We start from the raw sequence: 17,805 nt of genomic DNA, 5'->3' as shown, positions 1-17,805 counted from the left end.
CTTGATGTCTGAAACGGAAGTTGCTACCCCTCACATGTCGCACGAATTGACAGTGTCCGTTGTTGGGCTCCTTTGTCTGCTGTCGGCGGGTTGCACGACGATGCCCGCACGCGAGCGGCAAGCCGCGCTGCCGCCGCTGCCGGCGCAATGGTCGGCAGCGCCGCAACCGCAATCTCCGCACCAGGATCATTGGCTGGAGACCTTTGCCGATTCGCGGCTGACGCAAACGGTGCGCGCGGCGCTCGTCGGTAATTTCGATCTGCGTGCGGCAGCCGCGCGCATCGAGGCGGCGCGCGCCCGGATGCGCATCGACGGCGCGGGACGTTGGCCGCAGCTGTCATTACTGGCCGGCTACCGGCGCGGCGATCAGGGCGCGAACGAATCGGAAACCGACGTCTTCGAAGCGCTGTTCGGTCTGTCTTGGGAGCTGGACGTCTGGGGGCGGATTCGCGCCACGCAGCTTGCTTCGGGACAGGATGCCGAAGCGGCCGCCGCCGACTGGCAGGCCGCGCGTCTTTCGCTGGCGGCGCGCAGCGCGCAGAATTACATCGAACTGGCCGAGGCGCGCGCACAGGTCAAGGTTGCCGAACAATCGATGCGCGACCGCCGCACGCTGGTCGAACTGCTGCGCGGACGCTTCCGGCGCGGATTGACCCATGCGCTGGATTTGCGTCTGGCGTTGACCGACCTGGCGAATGCGGGGGCCCAGCTTGCGGTGCAGCGCACCCGCGTACAAAACCTGACCCGCGATCTGGAAGTGCTGCTCGGACGATATCCCGAAGGGCATTTTGCCGAAGCCGAGACGCTGCCGCCGCTGCCGCCGACCGCTCCGGTCGGCATACCTTCCGACTTGATCGAACGCCGTCCCGACCTGAACGCGGCCTTCGCCCGCCTTTGCGCCACCGACAAAAGGCTCGAAAGTGCCCGCAAGGCTCTGTTGCCGCGCTTCACGCTGACCGCGAGCGGCGGTACCGGCAGCGCCGCATTGAGCGAACTGGTCGATCCGCGCGCGGCGGCCTGGAATCTGGCGCTCGGCTTGTTACAGCCGATTTTTACCGGCGGCCGTCTACATGGCGAGATCCAGTTGCAGGAAGCGCGCGTCGAGGAAACGCTGAACGGCTACCGTAATGCCGCATTGAATGCCTTCCGCGAAGTAGAACAAACGCTGGCCGCCGAAGACCGTTTGCGCGAACAAGAAAACGCTTTGCAGGAAGCGGTCAAGCAAACCGATGCCAGCCGCAAGCTGGCCGTGTATTCGTACCAGCACGGTCTGATCGAAATTTTGACTCTGCTGGATAGCTACCGAAGCACGCTGAATGCACAAAGCGCACATTTGACCGCGCACCGGCAATTATTGAACAACCGCATCAATCTGTACCTGGCTTTGGGCGGCGGCTTTTAGGAATCAACCGACTTTATGAAATGGGTAAAAATCACTCTTCCGATCATCATCTTGTCGGCGTCCGCGGCCGCCTGCTGGGCGCTGATTGCGCACAAACCGGCCGTCGCGCCGCAAGCTGGCGGCAAGCCGCCGCCGCAAGTCACGGTGGCGACGGCGCGCCTGGAAACCTTACGCATGGACGTGGCCTCGCAAGGCGTGGTCAGGCCGCGCACCGAAATCGATTTGGTCAGCGAAGTGTCCGGCAAGGTCGTTGCGATTCATCCGGCCTTTGTGGCAGGCGGCTTTTTCAAAAAAGGCGACCGCTTGATCGCGATCGATCCGCGCGATTACGACTTTGCGATCACCAAGGCCCAGGCGCAGGTCGCCGAGGCCCGCAAGGATCTGCTACGCGAAGAAGCCGAAGCGGAGCAGGCGCAAAACGAATGGCAGGCACTGGGCGGCGGCGATGCAAACGATTTCGTGCTGCACAAGCCGCATCTGGCCGAGCGCCGCGCCAAACTGGCCGCGGCGGAAGCGGATTTAGCCGCCGCGCGCCTCAAGCGCAGCCGCTGCGACCTGAGCGCGCCATTCGCCGGCCGGGTGCGCGAGAAACAGGCAGACATCGGCCAATACGTCGAAAGCGGCAAGATCGTCGCGAACATCTACGCGACCGACATTGCGGAAGTGCGCCTGCCGGTTCCGAGCGAGCAAATCGAATTTCTTGACTTGCCGCTGTTTTATGCGAATGCCGCACAGCCCGCGGCCGGTCCGAGCGTCACGCTCCGCGCGCAATTCGCCGGAAAAATCCACACCTGGCAGGGTCGCATCGTGCGCACCGAAGGCATGCTCGACGACAAAACCGGCATGCTGTACGCGGTGGCCGAAATCCGCGATCCTTATGCCTATCATCCGAGCCATCCGCCGCTGGCGGCGGGCCTGTTCGTACAGGCGGAGATTGCAGGCAGCGAGCGGAGCGATCTGATCAATATTCCGCGCGCGGCGCTGCATGGCGGCTATCAGGTCTACGTCGTCGATCGAGACAATCGCTTGCGTATGCGCCATGTCGGAATCGTACGCACGGAGGCCGACCGGCTGGTGATCGGCAAGGGCCTCAATGCGGACGAAAGGGTGTTGGTCTCGGGCATCGAATTGCCGATCGACGGCATGCAGGTCGTGATCAAGACGGTTGCGCCGGGAGGACGGTCATGACGCGGCCCCGAGGCAGCCGTTCGCTGCTCGGCTGGTTTGCCGGCAATCCGGTCGCGGCGAATCTATTGATGCTGCTGATTTTCATCGGCGGCATCCACACCTTGCAGCAAACCGACCGCGAAGCCTATCCGCGTTTCGCGCCGGAGCGGATCGGCGTGACCGCGCCGTATCCGGGCGCAGGTCCGGCCGAAATCCAGCAAAGCGTCTGCATCCCTATCGAGGAAGCGATTCATGACCTGCAAGGCATCAAAAAGCTAAACAGCACCGCGACTGGCGACAAATGCGAAGTCAGCGTGCAGGTGTTGCAGGACTATCCGTTGCGCGAATTGTCCGGCGCGATCCGTTCTCGGGTGCAGGCGATCAAGAACCTGCCGAAAGAAGTCGAGCGTATCGATATCGAGGATTCCGGTTGGGAATATGCGGCCATTTCGGTGATTTTGTCCGGCGATGCCGACAAACTGACTTTGCGCCGTCTAGCCGAGACGGTGCGCGACGATCTGGCGCAACTGGGCGAGGTACGCAAGGCCGAGTTATGGAATCAAGTCGAATTCGAGGTCGCGGTCGAAATTCCGGCCGAGCGACTCAAGCAGCAGCAATTGACGCTAGACGATGTGGCTGCTGCGGTTCGCCGGGAATCTCTGGATTTGGCCGGCGGCGTGATGAAAGCGCCGACCGGTGAATTCCAGTTGCGTGCGAAAAGCACCGCAGACACGCGCGACAAGCTGCTGGCATTGACGCTCCGCACCTATCCCGACGGCACGCGCCTGACCTTGGGCGACATCGCCACCGTGACCGACGGCTATGCCGAAAAAGGCTTCGAATATTACAGCGACGGCAAGCCGTCCGAAACGATCGGCGTGATCGCCCGGCATAATCTGGTCGGCGCGGCCGAACAGGTCGCCCGCTACGTCGAAACCCTGCGCCCAACCCTGCCCGAAGGCATTCAGATCAGAACCCGACGCGACAATGCACGCTCGTTTTCCGAACTACTCGACACGCTGATGTTCGAAGGCGTCAGCGGTTTTTTGCTGGTGTTGCTGGTGCTGTGGCTGTTTTTGAGCACCCAGGTCGCGGTCTGGGCCGCGGTCGGAGTGATGATTTCGGTGTTCGGCGCCTTGTGGTGGATGCCGGCCTGCGGCGTGACCTTGAACATGCTGTCGCTGTTCGGTTTCGTGTTGTCGATGGGGGTTCTGGTCGATGACGCGATCATCGTCAGCGAACGCATTCACGAACTGCAATGTCGGGGCGTCGGCGCGCTGCAAGCCGCGATCAAAGGCGTTCGCGACGTCGCGGTGCCGGTCACGCTCGGCGTGTTGATCGGCCTGATCGCTTTTTTGCCGGGCCTGTTCGTGCCGCCGAGCTGGGCGACCAAGTTCATGAAGCCGGTTGCGGTGGTGATGATTCTGTCGCTGGCGTTTTCGCTGGTCGAGGCGCTGTTGATCCTGCCGGCCCATCTCGCACACGAACCGAAACAGGCCAAGGCCTGGCCCCGGATTGTGCGCCTGCGCGTGGCGTTGAACGGCGGCCTGGCTTTCTGCAACGAACGCGGCTTTCAGCCGTTCCTACGTCGGGTGCTGGCCTGGCGTTATGCCACCGTCGCGCTGTTCGCCGGCGCGGTGATCGTCGGCCTGACCCTGGTCAAGCACGATTATGTCAAGCTGTCGCTCGAAGAAGACGTCAGCTACGACAATTTTCACATCCACCTGCGCCCGCCACTCGGCACGCCCTACGCGGAAACACGCGCCCGTATCGAGCAATTCGTGGCGGCGCTAAAAAAGGCCGAACAGGAGTTGAATCAAACCCAGCCGCCCGGCTCGCCGAGCGTGGTCGAAGGTCTGGACGTGTTCATCGAGGAAACCGATCCGACCATCTGGGTCGAGTTTTCGAGCGAGGCGCGCAAAAACTTTCACATCCGTGATCTGATCAAGCGCTGGTACGACCACGTCGGCGATGTCGGCGACTTTCGCCCGGATTTCCATACCCCGACCGAACAGGATGTGATCGATCTCGAACTCGAGGTGACCGGGCCTGATCCGGTCTCGCTAGGCGCGGCGGTCGATGAACTGAAAAATAAAATCGCCGCCTTTCCCGGCGTGACCGAAATCGAAGACTCGCGCCGCCCCGGCAAGCCCGAATTGCGCCTCGAATTGACTGCGTCGGCCGAGCGGCTGGGGCTGCGCCTGCGCGAACTGGCCGAACAGGTGCGCCATGCCTATTTCGGCGACGAAGCGCAGCGCTTCATTCGCGGACGCGATCAGATCAAGATCATGATCCGCACGCCGCGCGCGGAACGGCAGGATTTTCAAAGCCTGCGTGCGTTATCGGTTGCGCTGCCGGACGGCGGCCAAGCCCCGCTCGGCGAACTGGCTAAGATCGGCTTCGCCCCCGGTTTCGGTGAACTGACTCGCGAAGACCGGCGCGGCATCGTCTCGATCCAGGCCCGTCTCGACAAACGCCAGGCGATCACCGGCGAGCAAATCTTCAAGGAGCTGCAGGCTGACGCCTTTGAAACGTTGGAGAACCGTTATCCTGGCCTCGAAATTTCCGGCGGCGCGGCCAAGGAAGAAGCCGACCGGGTGACCGAAGGACTGAAGCGCAACACGCTGATTTCGCTGGTCGCGATCTATGCGCTGATCGCGGTCAGCTTCCGCTCCTATTCGCAGCCCTTGCTGTTCATGCTGGCGGTGCCGGTAGCCTGGCTCGGCGCGTTGCTGATCCACTGGGCTCTAGGCATGACGATGACCTTTCAATCGGTGATCGGGGCGGTCGCCGCCAGCGGCGTGGTCGTCAACGACAGCATCGTGCTGCTCGACTACATTCGGCAGCGCCGCGCCGATACGTCGTCCCTGAGTGCGCTGATCGTCGATGCCTGTGCAAGCCGTTTCCGGCCGATTGTGCTGGTCGCCCTGACCAATCTGGCAGGTTTTTTTCCGATGCTGTTCGAAACCAGCGAGCAGGCGGTATTTCTGGTGCCGATGACCTTGTCGCTGACCTTCGGCCTGTTGTTCGGCATGGCCGCGACGTTGATCCTGATTCCGGCCTGTTATGCGGTGCTGCAGGATTTCGACAACGGCGTGCAATGGTTGCTGCGCTGGCTGCGCCGGGACTCTTCAAACGAACTATTAAATCAATTCAATTCAAGACCAGAGAAATAACATGATAAAACACACTCTGCTGATACTGACTGCCACCTTGACTGGTGCCATGCACGCCAACGCCGGCACGATCGCGAATGGCAAATGGACCCCCTCGAACTGCGGCAACCCACCCGAAACGCCCGTGATCGAACCAAGCAACGTCGAAGTGTTCAACAAAAGCGTCGCCAAGGTCAATGCCTGGCAGCAACAGGCGAAGACCTATTACGAATGCCTGGTGAAAGAGGCGAACACCGACAACGCAATCATTGCCGACAGCGCCAATGCCGCGCAGGCCGAGCACCGTGCAACGATCGAAAAGGTCGGCAAGGACGCCGAAGCCGGCAAAAAGAAACTCGAAAGCCATTAATACCCAAGCACGGTTGTCCCGCCCGCTAGGCCATGTCCAGCACAACTGTGGCAAATGACACAATTTTGTTTTCACTGAGGTGGGGTTTTTGTGTTCTGAAACGTCTTATAACAATTAGGCGCATCCTTAATTTAAGGGTCGGGTAAAAAAATACGCCAAGCCCTGCTTCGTTGTTCGTCACTAATGATGTTGAAGGGAGGCTGGACATGAATAGAGAGGAGAGGGGGGGATCGAACGCCCCATTGCCCCGCGCCGATCAAACGACTCCATGATTGTACGGTAAAATTTTTATGCAACTATTCAATAGCCGGGATGGCGGGCCGTCAGCACCGGATTTCGCTTATCCGGGCGGCGCGGCAACCGATCCGCATTCTTCGTGGCAGGCGCTGCTTCAAGCATTGCGCCGTGAAAAACGCCCCGGCTATCTGTTCGGCGAAATCGTGCTGGTGGTTTTGCTGTTGCACGTGTCGGCGCTGCTTTGGCTATTCGCGCCGAGCGAACCGGTTGCCCAGGCCAAACCGTTGATGATGGAAGTGTCGCTCGTCGCCGCGCCGAAACAGCAGCCCAATGTCGCTCCGCCTGCGCCGCCGAAACCGCCGGAGCCGCCCAAACCCAAGCCGAAGAAAAAGCCCGTCGCGAAGAAGAAGCCGGACGTGCGCAAGCCACCCAAGCCGTTGTCGAAAGATGCCTTGGCTTTGCCTAAACCCGCGGAAACCCAGGCTGCCGAACCGGAGACCTCGCCGTCGCCGCCCGCACCGCCATCACCGCCGGTCAAAACCGCCGCAGCGCCCGCGGAAACCTTTACCGAAGCGAATTTCCGCGCCAATTACGGCTTCAACCCGAAACCCGAGTATCCCCGCCTGGCGCGCAACCGTGGCTGGGAAGGCAAAGTCTTGCTGAAGGTCCAGGTCTCCGCCGAAGGCTTCAGCGACAGTGTTGCAATCCACCGCAGCAGCGGCCATGACATCCTCGACGAGTCGGCGGTCGCGGCGGTCGAAAAATGGAAATTCATTCCGGCGATGCGCGGCAGCACAGCGGTCGCCAGTTCAGTGATCGTGCCGATCATTTTCACGTTAAACAATTGATAGCAGGAGACATCAATGCCCCACCACATCCATCCCGCCGTCATCGTTGACGGAACCCTCTATACCTTGCTGGCGTTTTCGATCGCCACTTGGTCGCTGATCGTGTTCAAAATTTGGCAGTTTGCCCGCAACGGCTACCAGAACCGGCGCTTCAGCAACGCATTTTGGGAAGCGTCCGATCTAGAAAGCGCGAAAGCGATACCGATCATGGCGGTTCGCGGCCCGCAGGCGCGCATCGCACAACGCGGTTTCGGCTGGCTGAGCGAAATGCGCTCAACCTCTGCACAGGCGCTCAAATTCCGCGGTTCGCCGGAAGAATTGCTTGGCCAGACTCTGCGCATCCAAACGCAGGAAGAGCAATGCGCACTCGAAAGCGGATTGACGTTGCTTGCCAGCATCGGCAGCACCGCGCCGTTCGTCGGCCTGTTCGGCACCGTGCTCGGCATCATGCACGCGCTGCACGAAATCAGCCAAAGCGGCTCGGCCAGCCTCGACGTGGTGGCCGGCCCGATCGGCGACGCCTTGATCGCGACCGCGGTCGGCATCGCAGTCGCGGTACCGGCGGTGCTGGCCTATAACTTTTTCGGCCGCCGCGCCAAACAACACCGCCAAGCGCTGGACCATTTCGCCGGCAGCTTTCTGCATCTGGTATTCAACGCCGACGGCAACCAAGGGTAACCACGATGGCCTTTAATACGCAATCCTCGGAAGAACAGGACGCGATCAGCGACATCAACGTCACACCGCTGGTCGACGTAATGCTGGTGCTGGTGATCATTCTCTTGGTAACCGCACCGCTCTTGACGCAATCGGTCAAGGTCAACCTGCCGAAAACAGCCGAAACGACGCCGGACGTGAAAGACCCGCCGCTGCAACTCGGCATCGATGCGCAGGGCTTGGTCACGCTGAACAAAAAGCCGCTCGCCGACCTGCCCGCGCTGGAAGCCGCGTTGACCGAAGAACTCAAAAACAACCCGGAAACGGCGGTGCATCTGTACGCCGACCAGGGCGTCATCTATTCAAAGGTAGCGGAAGTGATGGCCGCCGCGCAACATGCGGGGATTACCAAGCTGGCGTTCGTGACGGTGGAACAGTAGGTTGCGGTCGCCTCACTGCCATTAAGCTAAGCCGATCGCGTGTTACGGAAGCCAAGGCCATCGCCACCCGCTTCCGCAACCCCTGTGTGATTTGACACAGCCACTGCGTCAAATCACACACCCCTATTACCCAACCGGCGTATTCACTCCGATCTGCAATGCCGCCTTGATCAAAACCGCCGTAAGCCGCGTTGCGTGAGATGCCACAATCAAAGCCCGTCCGCCCCTTTCCGAAGCCCCTGCTTGCGTGACCTTCCTATCATTGGCACACATTCTGCTGGTTGCTGATACCCTTCTTCATCCGATGGCCATCGTTGAATCCTGAGCGCAAGTATCAAACCGGAATGACCCTTAAAGCACTTCTCGACCAATTGTTTCGCAGCCACCATCAAGAATTGCTCCGCTTTGCCGGCCAGAGGGCCGGCGACGCGGCGGAAGATCTGGTCCAGCTTTCGTTTTTGCGCCTGCTGCAACACCCGGACATCGGCACGATTGCCAACCACCGCGCCTATCTCTACAAGTTGACCGCAAATGCGGTGATAGACCATCACCGCAAAGCGGCCGTGCGTGCCCAATACCATGCCGATCTCGACGAGATCGACGAAGTCCCTTCGCTCGCGCCATGCCCGGAAACGGTGCTGCATCATCGGCAAATGCTCGAGCGCTGCCTGCAGGCCCTGGATGCGTTGCCGCCGTTGCCGCGCACGGTTTTTTTGTTGCATCGCTTTGACGGCCTGACTTATCCTCAGATCGCCAAATTGCTCGGCCTTTCGCGCAGCAGCGTCGAGCGGCATTTTTATACGGCATTGGAGCATTGCTTCGCCGCCTCGCTCGCCCAAGTCACATCGAGTGTGTAATTGATGAATTCGCCAACCCACAACGCACTGTCCGAACCGCAACGGCAAGCCTTACGATGGCTGTCCCGTTTGCGCGACAACGCGTGCAGCGACCAGGACCGGCACGCGTTCGAAGACTGGCTCGCTACGGCGCCCGAACACGCGGAAGCGTATGTCCAGGCGCAACAATTCTGGCAGCAGCTCGGCGGCCTAACCGATGCCGCCGGCGCCCGGCTGAAGGATGCGCGCGGCTATGCGCAAAAAGCCCAGGCCGCGCGCCGCAGGCGCAATACCACCCTGCTGGCCCTCGCTCTTGCCGTCAGCTTGTGCGTTCTGCAACCCCAACTGGCGTTAAAACTCACCGCCGAACGCTACCAGACCGCCAAAGGCGAACAGACCGCGATCGATCTGGCCGACGGCAGCCGCATCGAACTGAACACCGACAGCGACCTGCGCGTTGCGCGCCTGTTCGGCGCGCGCACGGTCTGGCTGGAGCGCGGCGAAGCCTGGTTCGATGTCGAACACGACGCGGCGCATCCGTTCGAGGTCGTCGTCGGCAACGGCCGCATCCGCGATGTCGGCACCCGCTTCAACGTGATCAACGATTTGGGCAGTACTGCGGTCGAAGTGACGGAAGGCGAAGTGGCGCTCTGCCCCGACGCCGGCCCCGAACAGTCGGTCAAAGCCGGCCAGCAAAGCGGCTTCGACGCCGAAGGCCGGCTCCGCCCGGTCACTGCCGGCGATGCGAATGCCGCCGGCAGTTGGCGGCAAGGACTCTTGATCTTCCGGCGGCAAACCTTGCCGGAAGTGCTGCGGCAACTCGCCCGCTACCATCGGGTCGAATTCGAGCTGCCGGATGCGAAACTGCACACCCTGGAGGTCAGCGGCCGCTTTTCGACCAGCGATCTGGACGAGAGCCTGCACACGCTGGCCAACGGCCTGGGCGTCAAAGTCACGCGGCTGTCGCCGACGCGTATTGTGCTCGGGGCGAATCGGTGAAGCGGCACGCCGAAGTTCAAAGCTCGCGTTGGATGGTTCCCGCGCACAACCAAAGCAAGCTTTGGACTCCAGCCGGAATCATCACGGGCCTGTCCGTAGGGGCGAATTCATTCGCCCAATCAAAAAAACGTCAAAATTTTTAAAATTTCTTGAGGTGCTTGCATCGGATCAAACGTTCATACGGGAAACCCTTCATTCAATCAGGAGACCCGATGACCTTGAACCGACACCTGCTGCTGGCCGCGCCCTTTACTCTTTGTTCCGCCGCCGTTCTTGCCGAGGCGCAAACCTATGACATCGACATACCCGCGCAGCCGCTGTCGTCCGCGTTGGACGCCTTGGCTCGGCAGACCGGCATCAAACCGTTTTATTCCGATGCCATTGCCGCTGGTAAAAATTCCCGCGCGGTAGCCGGCCGTTTCACTGCCGAACAAGCCTTGGCGCGGCTGTTGTCCGGCAGCGGTTTAAGCCACAGGTTTAACGGCGATAAAGCGGTGGCGATTACAGCCGGACAGGCAGCCCATGTGGAAACATTGCAGCCGATGACGGTCTCGGGAAAGGCGGAGTTTGATTCGGCCGATCCTTACAATACGGACTACAGCCTGCCGAATGCCACCACCGGCACCAAGACCGACACGCCGATCATGGAAACGCCGATGAATATTCAAGTGGTGACTAAATCCGTGATGGACGATCAGCAAGACATCAATATTGTCGATGCAATAACTAAGAATGTCAGCGGCGTCCAAGCCGGTCACGACTCAGGCGATATATACGAAAGGTTTATCATTCGCGGTTTTTCAACCATCGATATATACCGTAATGGTTTATTACGCGGTTTTAACACTTACGACCCCTCCAACATCGAACAATTCGAGGTCATCAAAGGTCCCGCTTCCATGCTGTATGGGCGGGCTCAACCGGGTGGATTGATTAATTACGTCACCAAAAAAGGCTTGGATATACCTACTTATTCCGTGCAGCAGCAATTCGGTTCCTATGACCAATACCGTACCACCGCCGATGCCACAGGGCCTATCGATAAAGACGGCAAATTACGCTACCGCGTCAATATGTCTTATCAGGATATTGGTTCGTTTAAGCAGTTTGTTAATGATGAGCGTTACTTCATTGCTCCTACGCTAAGCTGGCGCCCTAATGATCGTTTTGACGCTAATCTCGAATTCGAACATAAGCACGAGAAAAAAGTAAATGACTTCGGTATTCCATCCATCGGCAACCGCCCCGCTCCTGTACCTTTAAGCCGCAGTTATCTGGACAGCGCTAACGGGCCTGTCAGTGACACTACCTTAGTGGCTTATGATTGGGCATTTAAGTTTAACGACGACTGGAAACTTAAAAATCGTTTTCTATGGGAAAACTGGGATATGCAATATAACGATATAGGTGGTTCTGGTGCATTACGGGCCGATAACCAAACTCTAAATCGTACTGTATTTAGTGGGCCTGCAAATCAGGAAACCTATTCAACTAATCTGGATTTGTCAGGCAAATTTAACCTGCTTGGAACCAAGCATGATGTCCTTTTGGGTGGAGATTATTACAATAATGCTTTTAATGGTGAGAATGAATATTTCACTGCGACAACGCCGATTAATATTTTTAATCCGATTTATAATGTCATTAGTCAGGCAACACTTGATGCATTACCTATCAGCTGGAATTTTCTCCGCAAAGAAGAAAGATTTGGCGTTTACTTTCAAGATCAAATTACGCTGTTTGACAAGCTGCATATTATGGGCGGCGGCCGTTATGACTGGGTCACTTATGGCACAGGTTCTAATAGTAAATCCTTTGATCTGGCAAAGGCCAATTACAGTGACCAAGAAGACCAGAAATTCAGTCCGCGCGTAGGTGTGCTTTACCAGCCTTGGCAATGGCTTTCTTTGTTTACTAGCTACACGGAGTCTTTGGGCTCGGCAAACTCCGGCCTCTCATTTACCGGTCAGAATTTTAAACCACAATCCGGAGAGCAATATGAGGCTGGCTTCAAGACTGAGTTTTTCGATAAACGACTTTCAAGTACTGTTTCTTTTTATGACTTGACTAAAGCCAATACGACAACCACCGATCCTGCTCATCCTACTTTCCAAGTTACCGCAGGCAAGGTCAGAAGCCGCGGAGTAGAAATTGATATTAAAGGGCAGGTAACTGAAAAGTTAAATCTGGTTACGACCTATGCTTTTACGGATATTCGTTATATTAATGCTAATGCAAACTTGCTCGGTCAGCGTCCTATCGGTGTCCCTGAAAACCAAGCCAGTTTGTGGGGAACTTATCAATTTACCGAGCGTTTTAAAGCTGGAATCGGTGGTGTAGTTGTAGGCAAACGTAATGGCGACAATAACAATCCTGTTGATTTGCCAGGATATGTCACGATGGATACTATGGCGGCTTATACGATACCTGTCGGCAAAACGCGTCTGACCACGCAAGTTAATATCAATAATCTGTTGGATAAAGGTTATTACGTGGGGGCAAGTTCACGCAATTCGATTGTTACCGGCAATCCACTTTCGGTGATGGGATCGATAAGGTTACAGTTTTAATTGTGAAGATTTGATTATCTAACGCATAGGTTGGGGCGAGAGTGCGAACCCCAACAATTCGGTCGCCCCGTATGCTTGATTGTTTGGATTCCTATCGTTTTATGCCCGAAGGGTGCACCCTAACCTACGCGGCTCCTATCACCTCATCGAAAATGTCGGGTACACAAAGCGTGTCCGATCTACCGGACTGCGATCCTCTCGGTATGACAGGGTTCAAATTGGCTATTCGCTCGATGAACAAAAAGTCCGGAAATTTTTTTGTTCCGGGTGGGACTTTTGAGCGTTCATTCGTCTTAACGTAGAAAAGCACCTGGCTCCAAGTCAGGTCGGGTTGCCTTCGCATACCCGCCTTCACCGCTACGATTTTATTTACGGAGTTTGCCATGAAAATTCGCCCGTTTTGGGTGCTGACGCATCGCTATGCAGGTTTGGCGATGACTGTGTTTCTGATCATCGTCGGCTTGACCGGCAGCCTGCTCGCGTTTTATGCCGAGCTGGACCGCGCCGTCAATCCTTCATTTTACGTCGATGCCGACGGGCGCAGCCCTCTCGATTTCGATATATTGATCGAAAAAGCCGAAGGCCACGCTCCGGAAGTGCAAATCCGCTCGTTGTGGCTCACTCCCAACGCCGCGAACCTTTCTGTTGCGCCCCGCTCCAAGCCGGACACCGGCCAACCCTACGCCCTGGATTACGACCAATTGATTCTCGATCCCTATACCGGAGAGGAATTAGGCCGCCGAACCTGGGGCGCCATCTCCCAAGGCACGATCAACTTGATGCCATTCATTTACAAGCTGCATTTCAACCTGGCGCTCGACGATACCGGCATGTGGATTTTGGGCATTACCGCCTTGGTATGGACGCTCGACAGTTTCGTCGGTTTTTATTTGACCTTGCCGGCTTTCGGCGCGGGCTCCGCGTCGCAACCGTGGCCTCGACGCTGGCAGCGGTCGTGGTCGATCAAATGGCGCGGCTCCGCGTTTCGGATCAATTACGACCTGCACCGCGCCGGCGGCTTGTGGCTTTGGCTCGTCCTGTTGATTTTTGCCTGGTCCAGCGTCTATATGAATATGGCCGATACGGTCTATCAGAAGGTCATGCAAACGGTCAGCGATTTTCACGAGCCGTGGAGCGACATGGCCACGCTGGAGCAGCCGCTGGAAAATCCGGCGCTGAGTCTTAAAGAGGCCTATCGGCTCGGCCGCCGGCAATTCGCGCAAGCAGCTATTGAACAAGGTTTCAAGATTGAAGCGCCGGCCGCCGTTTGGTACAACGCCGGCAAAGGATTTTACGCGCTGAGCATGCGCAGCGATAAAGACTTTCAGGATAAAAACGGCCAGACCCGCCTTATCCTCGACGCCAATACCGGCGAACAAAAAATGCTGTTGTTGCCGAGCGGCCAATATAACGGCACGACGATCACGAGCTGGCTTTCGGCGCTGCACATGGCCAACGTGTTCGGGCTGCCGTACCGGATTTTCGTGTGCCTTCTCGGCGTGTCGATTGTGACGTTATCGGTCACCGGCGTCGTGATTTGGTTGAAAAAGCGCCGGCGCATTCATGCTTAACGAAGTGGGAACCGTCCGCCAGCCCGATTTGGCGCTGCTCGCCTGCCGTGGTGATATAATCGGTGCGCCAGCGGTCAAGCAACCCGCCAACAGGCAGCCCCAACCAACCGCCAACGCTCGAATCGGCAGTTGCACCCGTTGTTGACGCTCAAACGTTTGCTCCAGCGTCGGCAGGACCGAAGGCAAGTGCTCGAACACATTATCGCCGCCCTCTTCTGCCGCAGTCGCTCCGAGTGATATGCCTCAAGATCTGCGGTTTCTTGACCGTTGTCATTTGCCGATATCGCATCGATTGCCAGTATCCTGACCGCTTCGAAAATCCCAGGCAGATAAAAACTTTTTTCACCGAGGGCGAGGATTTGGCAAGCTGATACGTCTTATTACATGCAACTGCCATTAAAACGATTCCTTTTTCGACCTGCATCCCAGGTAAGCGCTCAGTCCCTTCTTTGAAAAAGAGGGGATAGGGGGGGGCTAAAATTAATACCCCTTAATTCCCTTTCTTCCGGCTGGACGGGTTTCGTAAACCCGTCCGTAACGTTTTGGCAAAGTAGTCAAATCAGGTTACAAGCCACGACCTGCCAAAGAGTACTCTACCTCCAGCATCCTTGCTGCCGTGACGTGCATCCTCCTTACGCGTTAGGCTCCAGACATATCGAAATGTCGAGCACAAAAAGCGTGCCCGACTTACAGGGCTTATTCAAAGGTAGCGGAAGTGATGGCCGCCGCGCAACATGCCGGCATCACCAAGTTGGCGTTTGTGACGGTGGAACAGTAACGTCTCGGTAAGTCCACCTGGAAGGCTGGCGGAAATGATTCATTGGATGGCGCATCGGCCAGGACACTCGTATGGACCGGCTCCACTGCGCAACGCAATCAATATTGGGCTGCCATGGCAGGCAGCCCATCCTGCACACTTAAAACTCCACCCTGATCGATCCCAAAAACGCGCGCGGCGTGCCGATCGTGCGGGAACTGCATGCGCCGCACAGATAGGCGTCGGAAAAATAGGTTTTGTCGAGCAGATTGTTCACGTTCAATTGTGCGGTGAGTTTCGACGGTCCGGCTTTCCAACTGTAGGCGGCCAGCAAATCGACCGTCGCATAACCGGCGGTTTCGTAGCCGTTGCGCGAGCCGTCGGTGGCGCCGTCGCGCAAATTGATGCCGCCGCCGACTTTCAGGCCGTTCAGGTCGGCGCGCTGAAAATCGTAGGTCGACCACAGGCTGCCGAGGTTTCTCGGCACCGCGTACAGGCGGTTGCCCAGAAGACCGCTGTTGTCCTTGCTGACCCGCGTGTTGAAATTGGCATAAGTCGCGATCAAGTTCCAGCCCGGCAGCACTTCGCCGCGAACCTCGACTTCCGGCCCCCGACTGCGGACTTCCCCGGCGGCGATCGATAAATTGCCGGTCGAATCGGTCGGATCGCGGGTCACGACGTTTTGTTTGGTGATGTCGTAATAAGCCAGGGTGGCGCTGAGTTTCCCGCCGAAAAATTCGAATTTGCTGCCGAGTTCCCACTGCTGCGCGCTTTCCGGCGGCAACGGCTTGCCGCTTCGGGTCCTGGCCCATTGATTCGACCCCCCGAAGTTTTCGACATAGTTGCCGTACAGACTCAGCCAGTCGCGCGCCTGCCAGAGCACGCCGACCCTAGGCGTCACCGCATCGTCGGCGGGTTGTTCGGTTTTCGCCAGATTATCCCACTGCTTGACGTATTGATAGCGCAAACCGCCCATCACATGCAGGCCGTAAGGCAATTTGATCTGATCCTGCGCATACAGGCCGAAGTAATCGGCGCTGTTGTCGCTCGGCGACCAGGCGGTCGTGAAGGGGGTGATCGGCGTCGGATTGTGCACCGGATTGTAAATATCGATCGGCGCCAAACTCGCGACATACGGATGCCCGCTGTGGTCGGTACGGTAATAGTCGCCGCCGACCAGCAGCGTGTGTCTGAAAATGCCGTTATCGAAATGCCCGGTCAAATCCAGCGTGGTGAAATAGGTCGCGTTCCGGCCAGGAATATAATAGAGGCTGCGCGGCAGGGTGTTGCCATGATTTAAAGCGCTGGAAGCAGCGGACGTCCAGCGTTGCTCGGTATCGAGCAAGTCGGCGACGAAGCGCTGCTTGATGGCCCAGTCGTCATTGAACTGGTGCGACCAATTGAAGCCGATCAGTTTTTCTTCAACACCGCTCGGCGTGCGCTCCATCAGGTTGCGCGACCGTGGCATCGGAATGAATTGGCCGTTGATGTAAGGCCAGGCGCCGGTATCGTAATTCAGATTGTCGTGCCGGTATTCCAGCTCCAACGTTGCCTGGGTCCGCGGACCGATGTTCCATGTCAGTACCGGCGCCAGGAACGTCCTTTCGTTATCGACCAGTTCGCGGAACGAGCCGCCGCTTTCAAAGGAACCGTTGAATCGGTACAGCAGGGACTTGTCTTTCATCAAGGGTCCGGTCGCATCCAATGTGGTGCGGTACAGATCGAAAGAGCCGAACTGCTGTTGCAGAGCATAATAGGGCTTCGCCAGCGGCTGCTTGGTGACCACGTTGACCATGCCGCCCGGCTCCATGCGCCCGTACAATATAGACGCCGGGCCCTTGATCACCTCCAGACGCTCCACGTTGGCCATTTGCCGGGTGCCGATCGAGGAAAACTGGCTGTCGATCCTGAAGCCGTTGCGAAAATAGGTGGACGTGCGAAAACCGCGCAGGAAAATATCGTCCGAAAGCCCGCCGGAGCCGGAACTGACCGACGCGCCGGCGACGTTTTTCAACGCCGCGGTCATCTGGATCGTTTGCTGGTCGTCCAATACGGCTTTTGGGACGACCTGGATGTTGACCGGCGTTTCCATCAGCGGCGTGTCGGTTTTGGTTGCCGCGTAAGCTGCCGTCGCCGCGTAGTCCTTGTTGTACGGATCATGGACATCATAGCCTGCATCGGCGTTGACCTGCACCGCCGGTAGGGTAGCCGCGCCGGACTGACCGGCAGGCGCCGACGGCTCGGTTTCCCGCTCCAAAATCACGCTGTCGCTGCCGCCAAGACGATAACTCACGCCGGTACCCGCCAGCAGTTTTTCCAGCGCCTGTCTGGGCGTATAGCGGCCCACGACGCTAGTGCTGCGAACACCTTGGGTCAACGCGGAGGCGAAACCGACTTGCCAGCCGGTGACCGCGATGAAGTCATTGATCGCCCCCGCCAGCGGTTTGGCTCCGATGTTGAAGTCGACAGCTTTCACGCCAAGCGCTGACGGATGGCTTTCAACGCCGCCGGCGTAAAGGGCCTGCGGCGCGATCGCGGCCGGCAAGGTCAAGGCGATCGCGGCAGTCAGTTTGTGCCAGGCGCCGGGTGCGGGCCGCGCGGTGGTGTCGGTATAGGTCATGCTTTCTCCTGTGGGTTGAAAAAGTTTTCAACGCGCGATGGCGGCGCGGATGGAGAAAGAGACGTTTCAACAGGACGATCACATACCTGAGCAGAAGAAATATTTTATATTGCTGGTCGAGCGGCACTGCTATTACCGTGAATGTGTCGTGGGAGTGACGCCTTCGGCGCGACTAC

The 17,805-nt window shown here is 58.0% G+C and carries 12 protein-coding genes and 1 pseudogene; 12 read left to right on the top strand and 1 reads right to left on the bottom strand.

Going from position 1 to position 17,805, the window contains the following annotated elements; translation table 11 throughout:
• The first annotated feature begins 4 nt into the window (after positions 1 to 4).
• The 12 genes and pseudogenes from U2W12_RS08710 to U2W12_RS08655 all read left to right on the top strand — a co-directional run.
• Complete coding sequence (locus tag U2W12_RS08710) at positions 5 to 1,402, top strand: efflux transporter outer membrane subunit (protein ID WP_326500286.1); 1,398 nt, start codon at positions 5 to 7, stop codon at positions 1,400 to 1,402.
• 15 nt (positions 1,403 to 1,417) lie between these two features.
• On the top strand, positions 1,418 to 2,590 hold the full coding sequence (locus tag U2W12_RS08705; protein ID WP_326500285.1) for an efflux RND transporter periplasmic adaptor subunit: 1,173 nt from the start codon (positions 1,418 to 1,420) through the stop codon (positions 2,588 to 2,590).
• Complete coding sequence (locus U2W12_RS08700) at positions 2,587 to 5,745, top strand: efflux RND transporter permease subunit (protein WP_326500284.1); 3,159 nt, start codon at positions 2,587 to 2,589, stop codon at positions 5,743 to 5,745. Before U2W12_RS08705 ends, U2W12_RS08700 begins: the two co-directional genes overlap by 4 nt.
• Position 5,746: 1 nt before the next feature.
• Positions 5,747 to 6,094 carry a hypothetical protein gene (locus tag U2W12_RS08695; RefSeq protein WP_326500283.1) on the top strand — a complete coding sequence of 116 codons (348 nt, stop codon included), beginning with the start codon at positions 5,747 to 5,749 and terminating at the stop codon, positions 6,092 to 6,094.
• 290 nt (positions 6,095 to 6,384) lie between these two features.
• Entirely contained in the window at positions 6,385 to 7,179 is a 795-nt protein-coding gene (locus U2W12_RS08690) for an energy transducer TonB (protein WP_326500282.1), read from the top strand.
• A gap of 15 nt (positions 7,180 to 7,194) precedes the next feature.
• Positions 7,195 to 7,857, top strand: a complete 663-nt coding sequence (locus U2W12_RS08685; protein ID WP_326500281.1) for a MotA/TolQ/ExbB proton channel family protein — start codon at positions 7,195 to 7,197, stop codon at positions 7,855 to 7,857.
• 5 nt (positions 7,858 to 7,862) lie between these two features.
• Positions 7,863 to 8,276, top strand: a complete 414-nt coding sequence (locus U2W12_RS08680; protein WP_326500280.1) for a biopolymer transporter ExbD — start codon at positions 7,863 to 7,865, stop codon at positions 8,274 to 8,276.
• Positions 8,277 to 8,620: 344 nt separating this feature from the next.
• Complete coding sequence (locus U2W12_RS08675) at positions 8,621 to 9,133, top strand: RNA polymerase sigma factor (RefSeq protein WP_326500279.1); 513 nt, start codon at positions 8,621 to 8,623, stop codon at positions 9,131 to 9,133.
• Positions 9,134 to 9,136: 3 nt separating this feature from the next.
• Positions 9,137 to 10,111 (top strand): FecR domain-containing protein, encoded by a 975-nt coding sequence (locus U2W12_RS08670; protein WP_326500278.1) that lies wholly within the window; start codon positions 9,137 to 9,139, stop codon positions 10,109 to 10,111.
• Positions 10,112 to 10,323: 212 nt separating this feature from the next.
• A complete protein-coding gene (locus tag U2W12_RS08665; protein ID WP_326500277.1) occupies positions 10,324 to 12,681 on the top strand; it encodes a TonB-dependent siderophore receptor in 2,358 nt (785 codons plus the stop codon).
• A gap of 383 nt (positions 12,682 to 13,064) precedes the next feature.
• Positions 13,065 to 14,252, top strand: a complete 1,188-nt coding sequence (locus tag U2W12_RS08660) for a PepSY-associated TM helix domain-containing protein (RefSeq protein WP_326500276.1) — start codon at positions 13,065 to 13,067, stop codon at positions 14,250 to 14,252.
• Positions 14,253 to 14,949: 697 nt separating this feature from the next.
• Positions 14,950 to 15,030: pseudogene (locus tag U2W12_RS08655) on the top strand (biopolymer transporter ExbD); the annotation flags it as partial.
• A gap of 139 nt (positions 15,031 to 15,169) precedes the next feature.
• On the opposite strand, the gene U2W12_RS08650 reads toward U2W12_RS08655, so the two are convergent.
• Positions 15,170 to 17,629, bottom strand: a complete 2,460-nt coding sequence (locus U2W12_RS08650; protein WP_326500275.1) for a TonB-dependent receptor — start codon at positions 17,627 to 17,629, stop codon at positions 15,170 to 15,172.
• Positions 17,630 to 17,805: the final 176 nt, after the last annotated feature.

This window comes from Methylomicrobium sp. Wu6 (genome assembly GCF_035916875.1).
GTDB lineage: Bacteria > Pseudomonadota > Gammaproteobacteria > Methylococcales > Methylomonadaceae > Methylomicrobium.
Note: the sequence above shows the minus strand (reverse complement) of the source record. Positions and strands in the feature narration are given on the sequence as shown.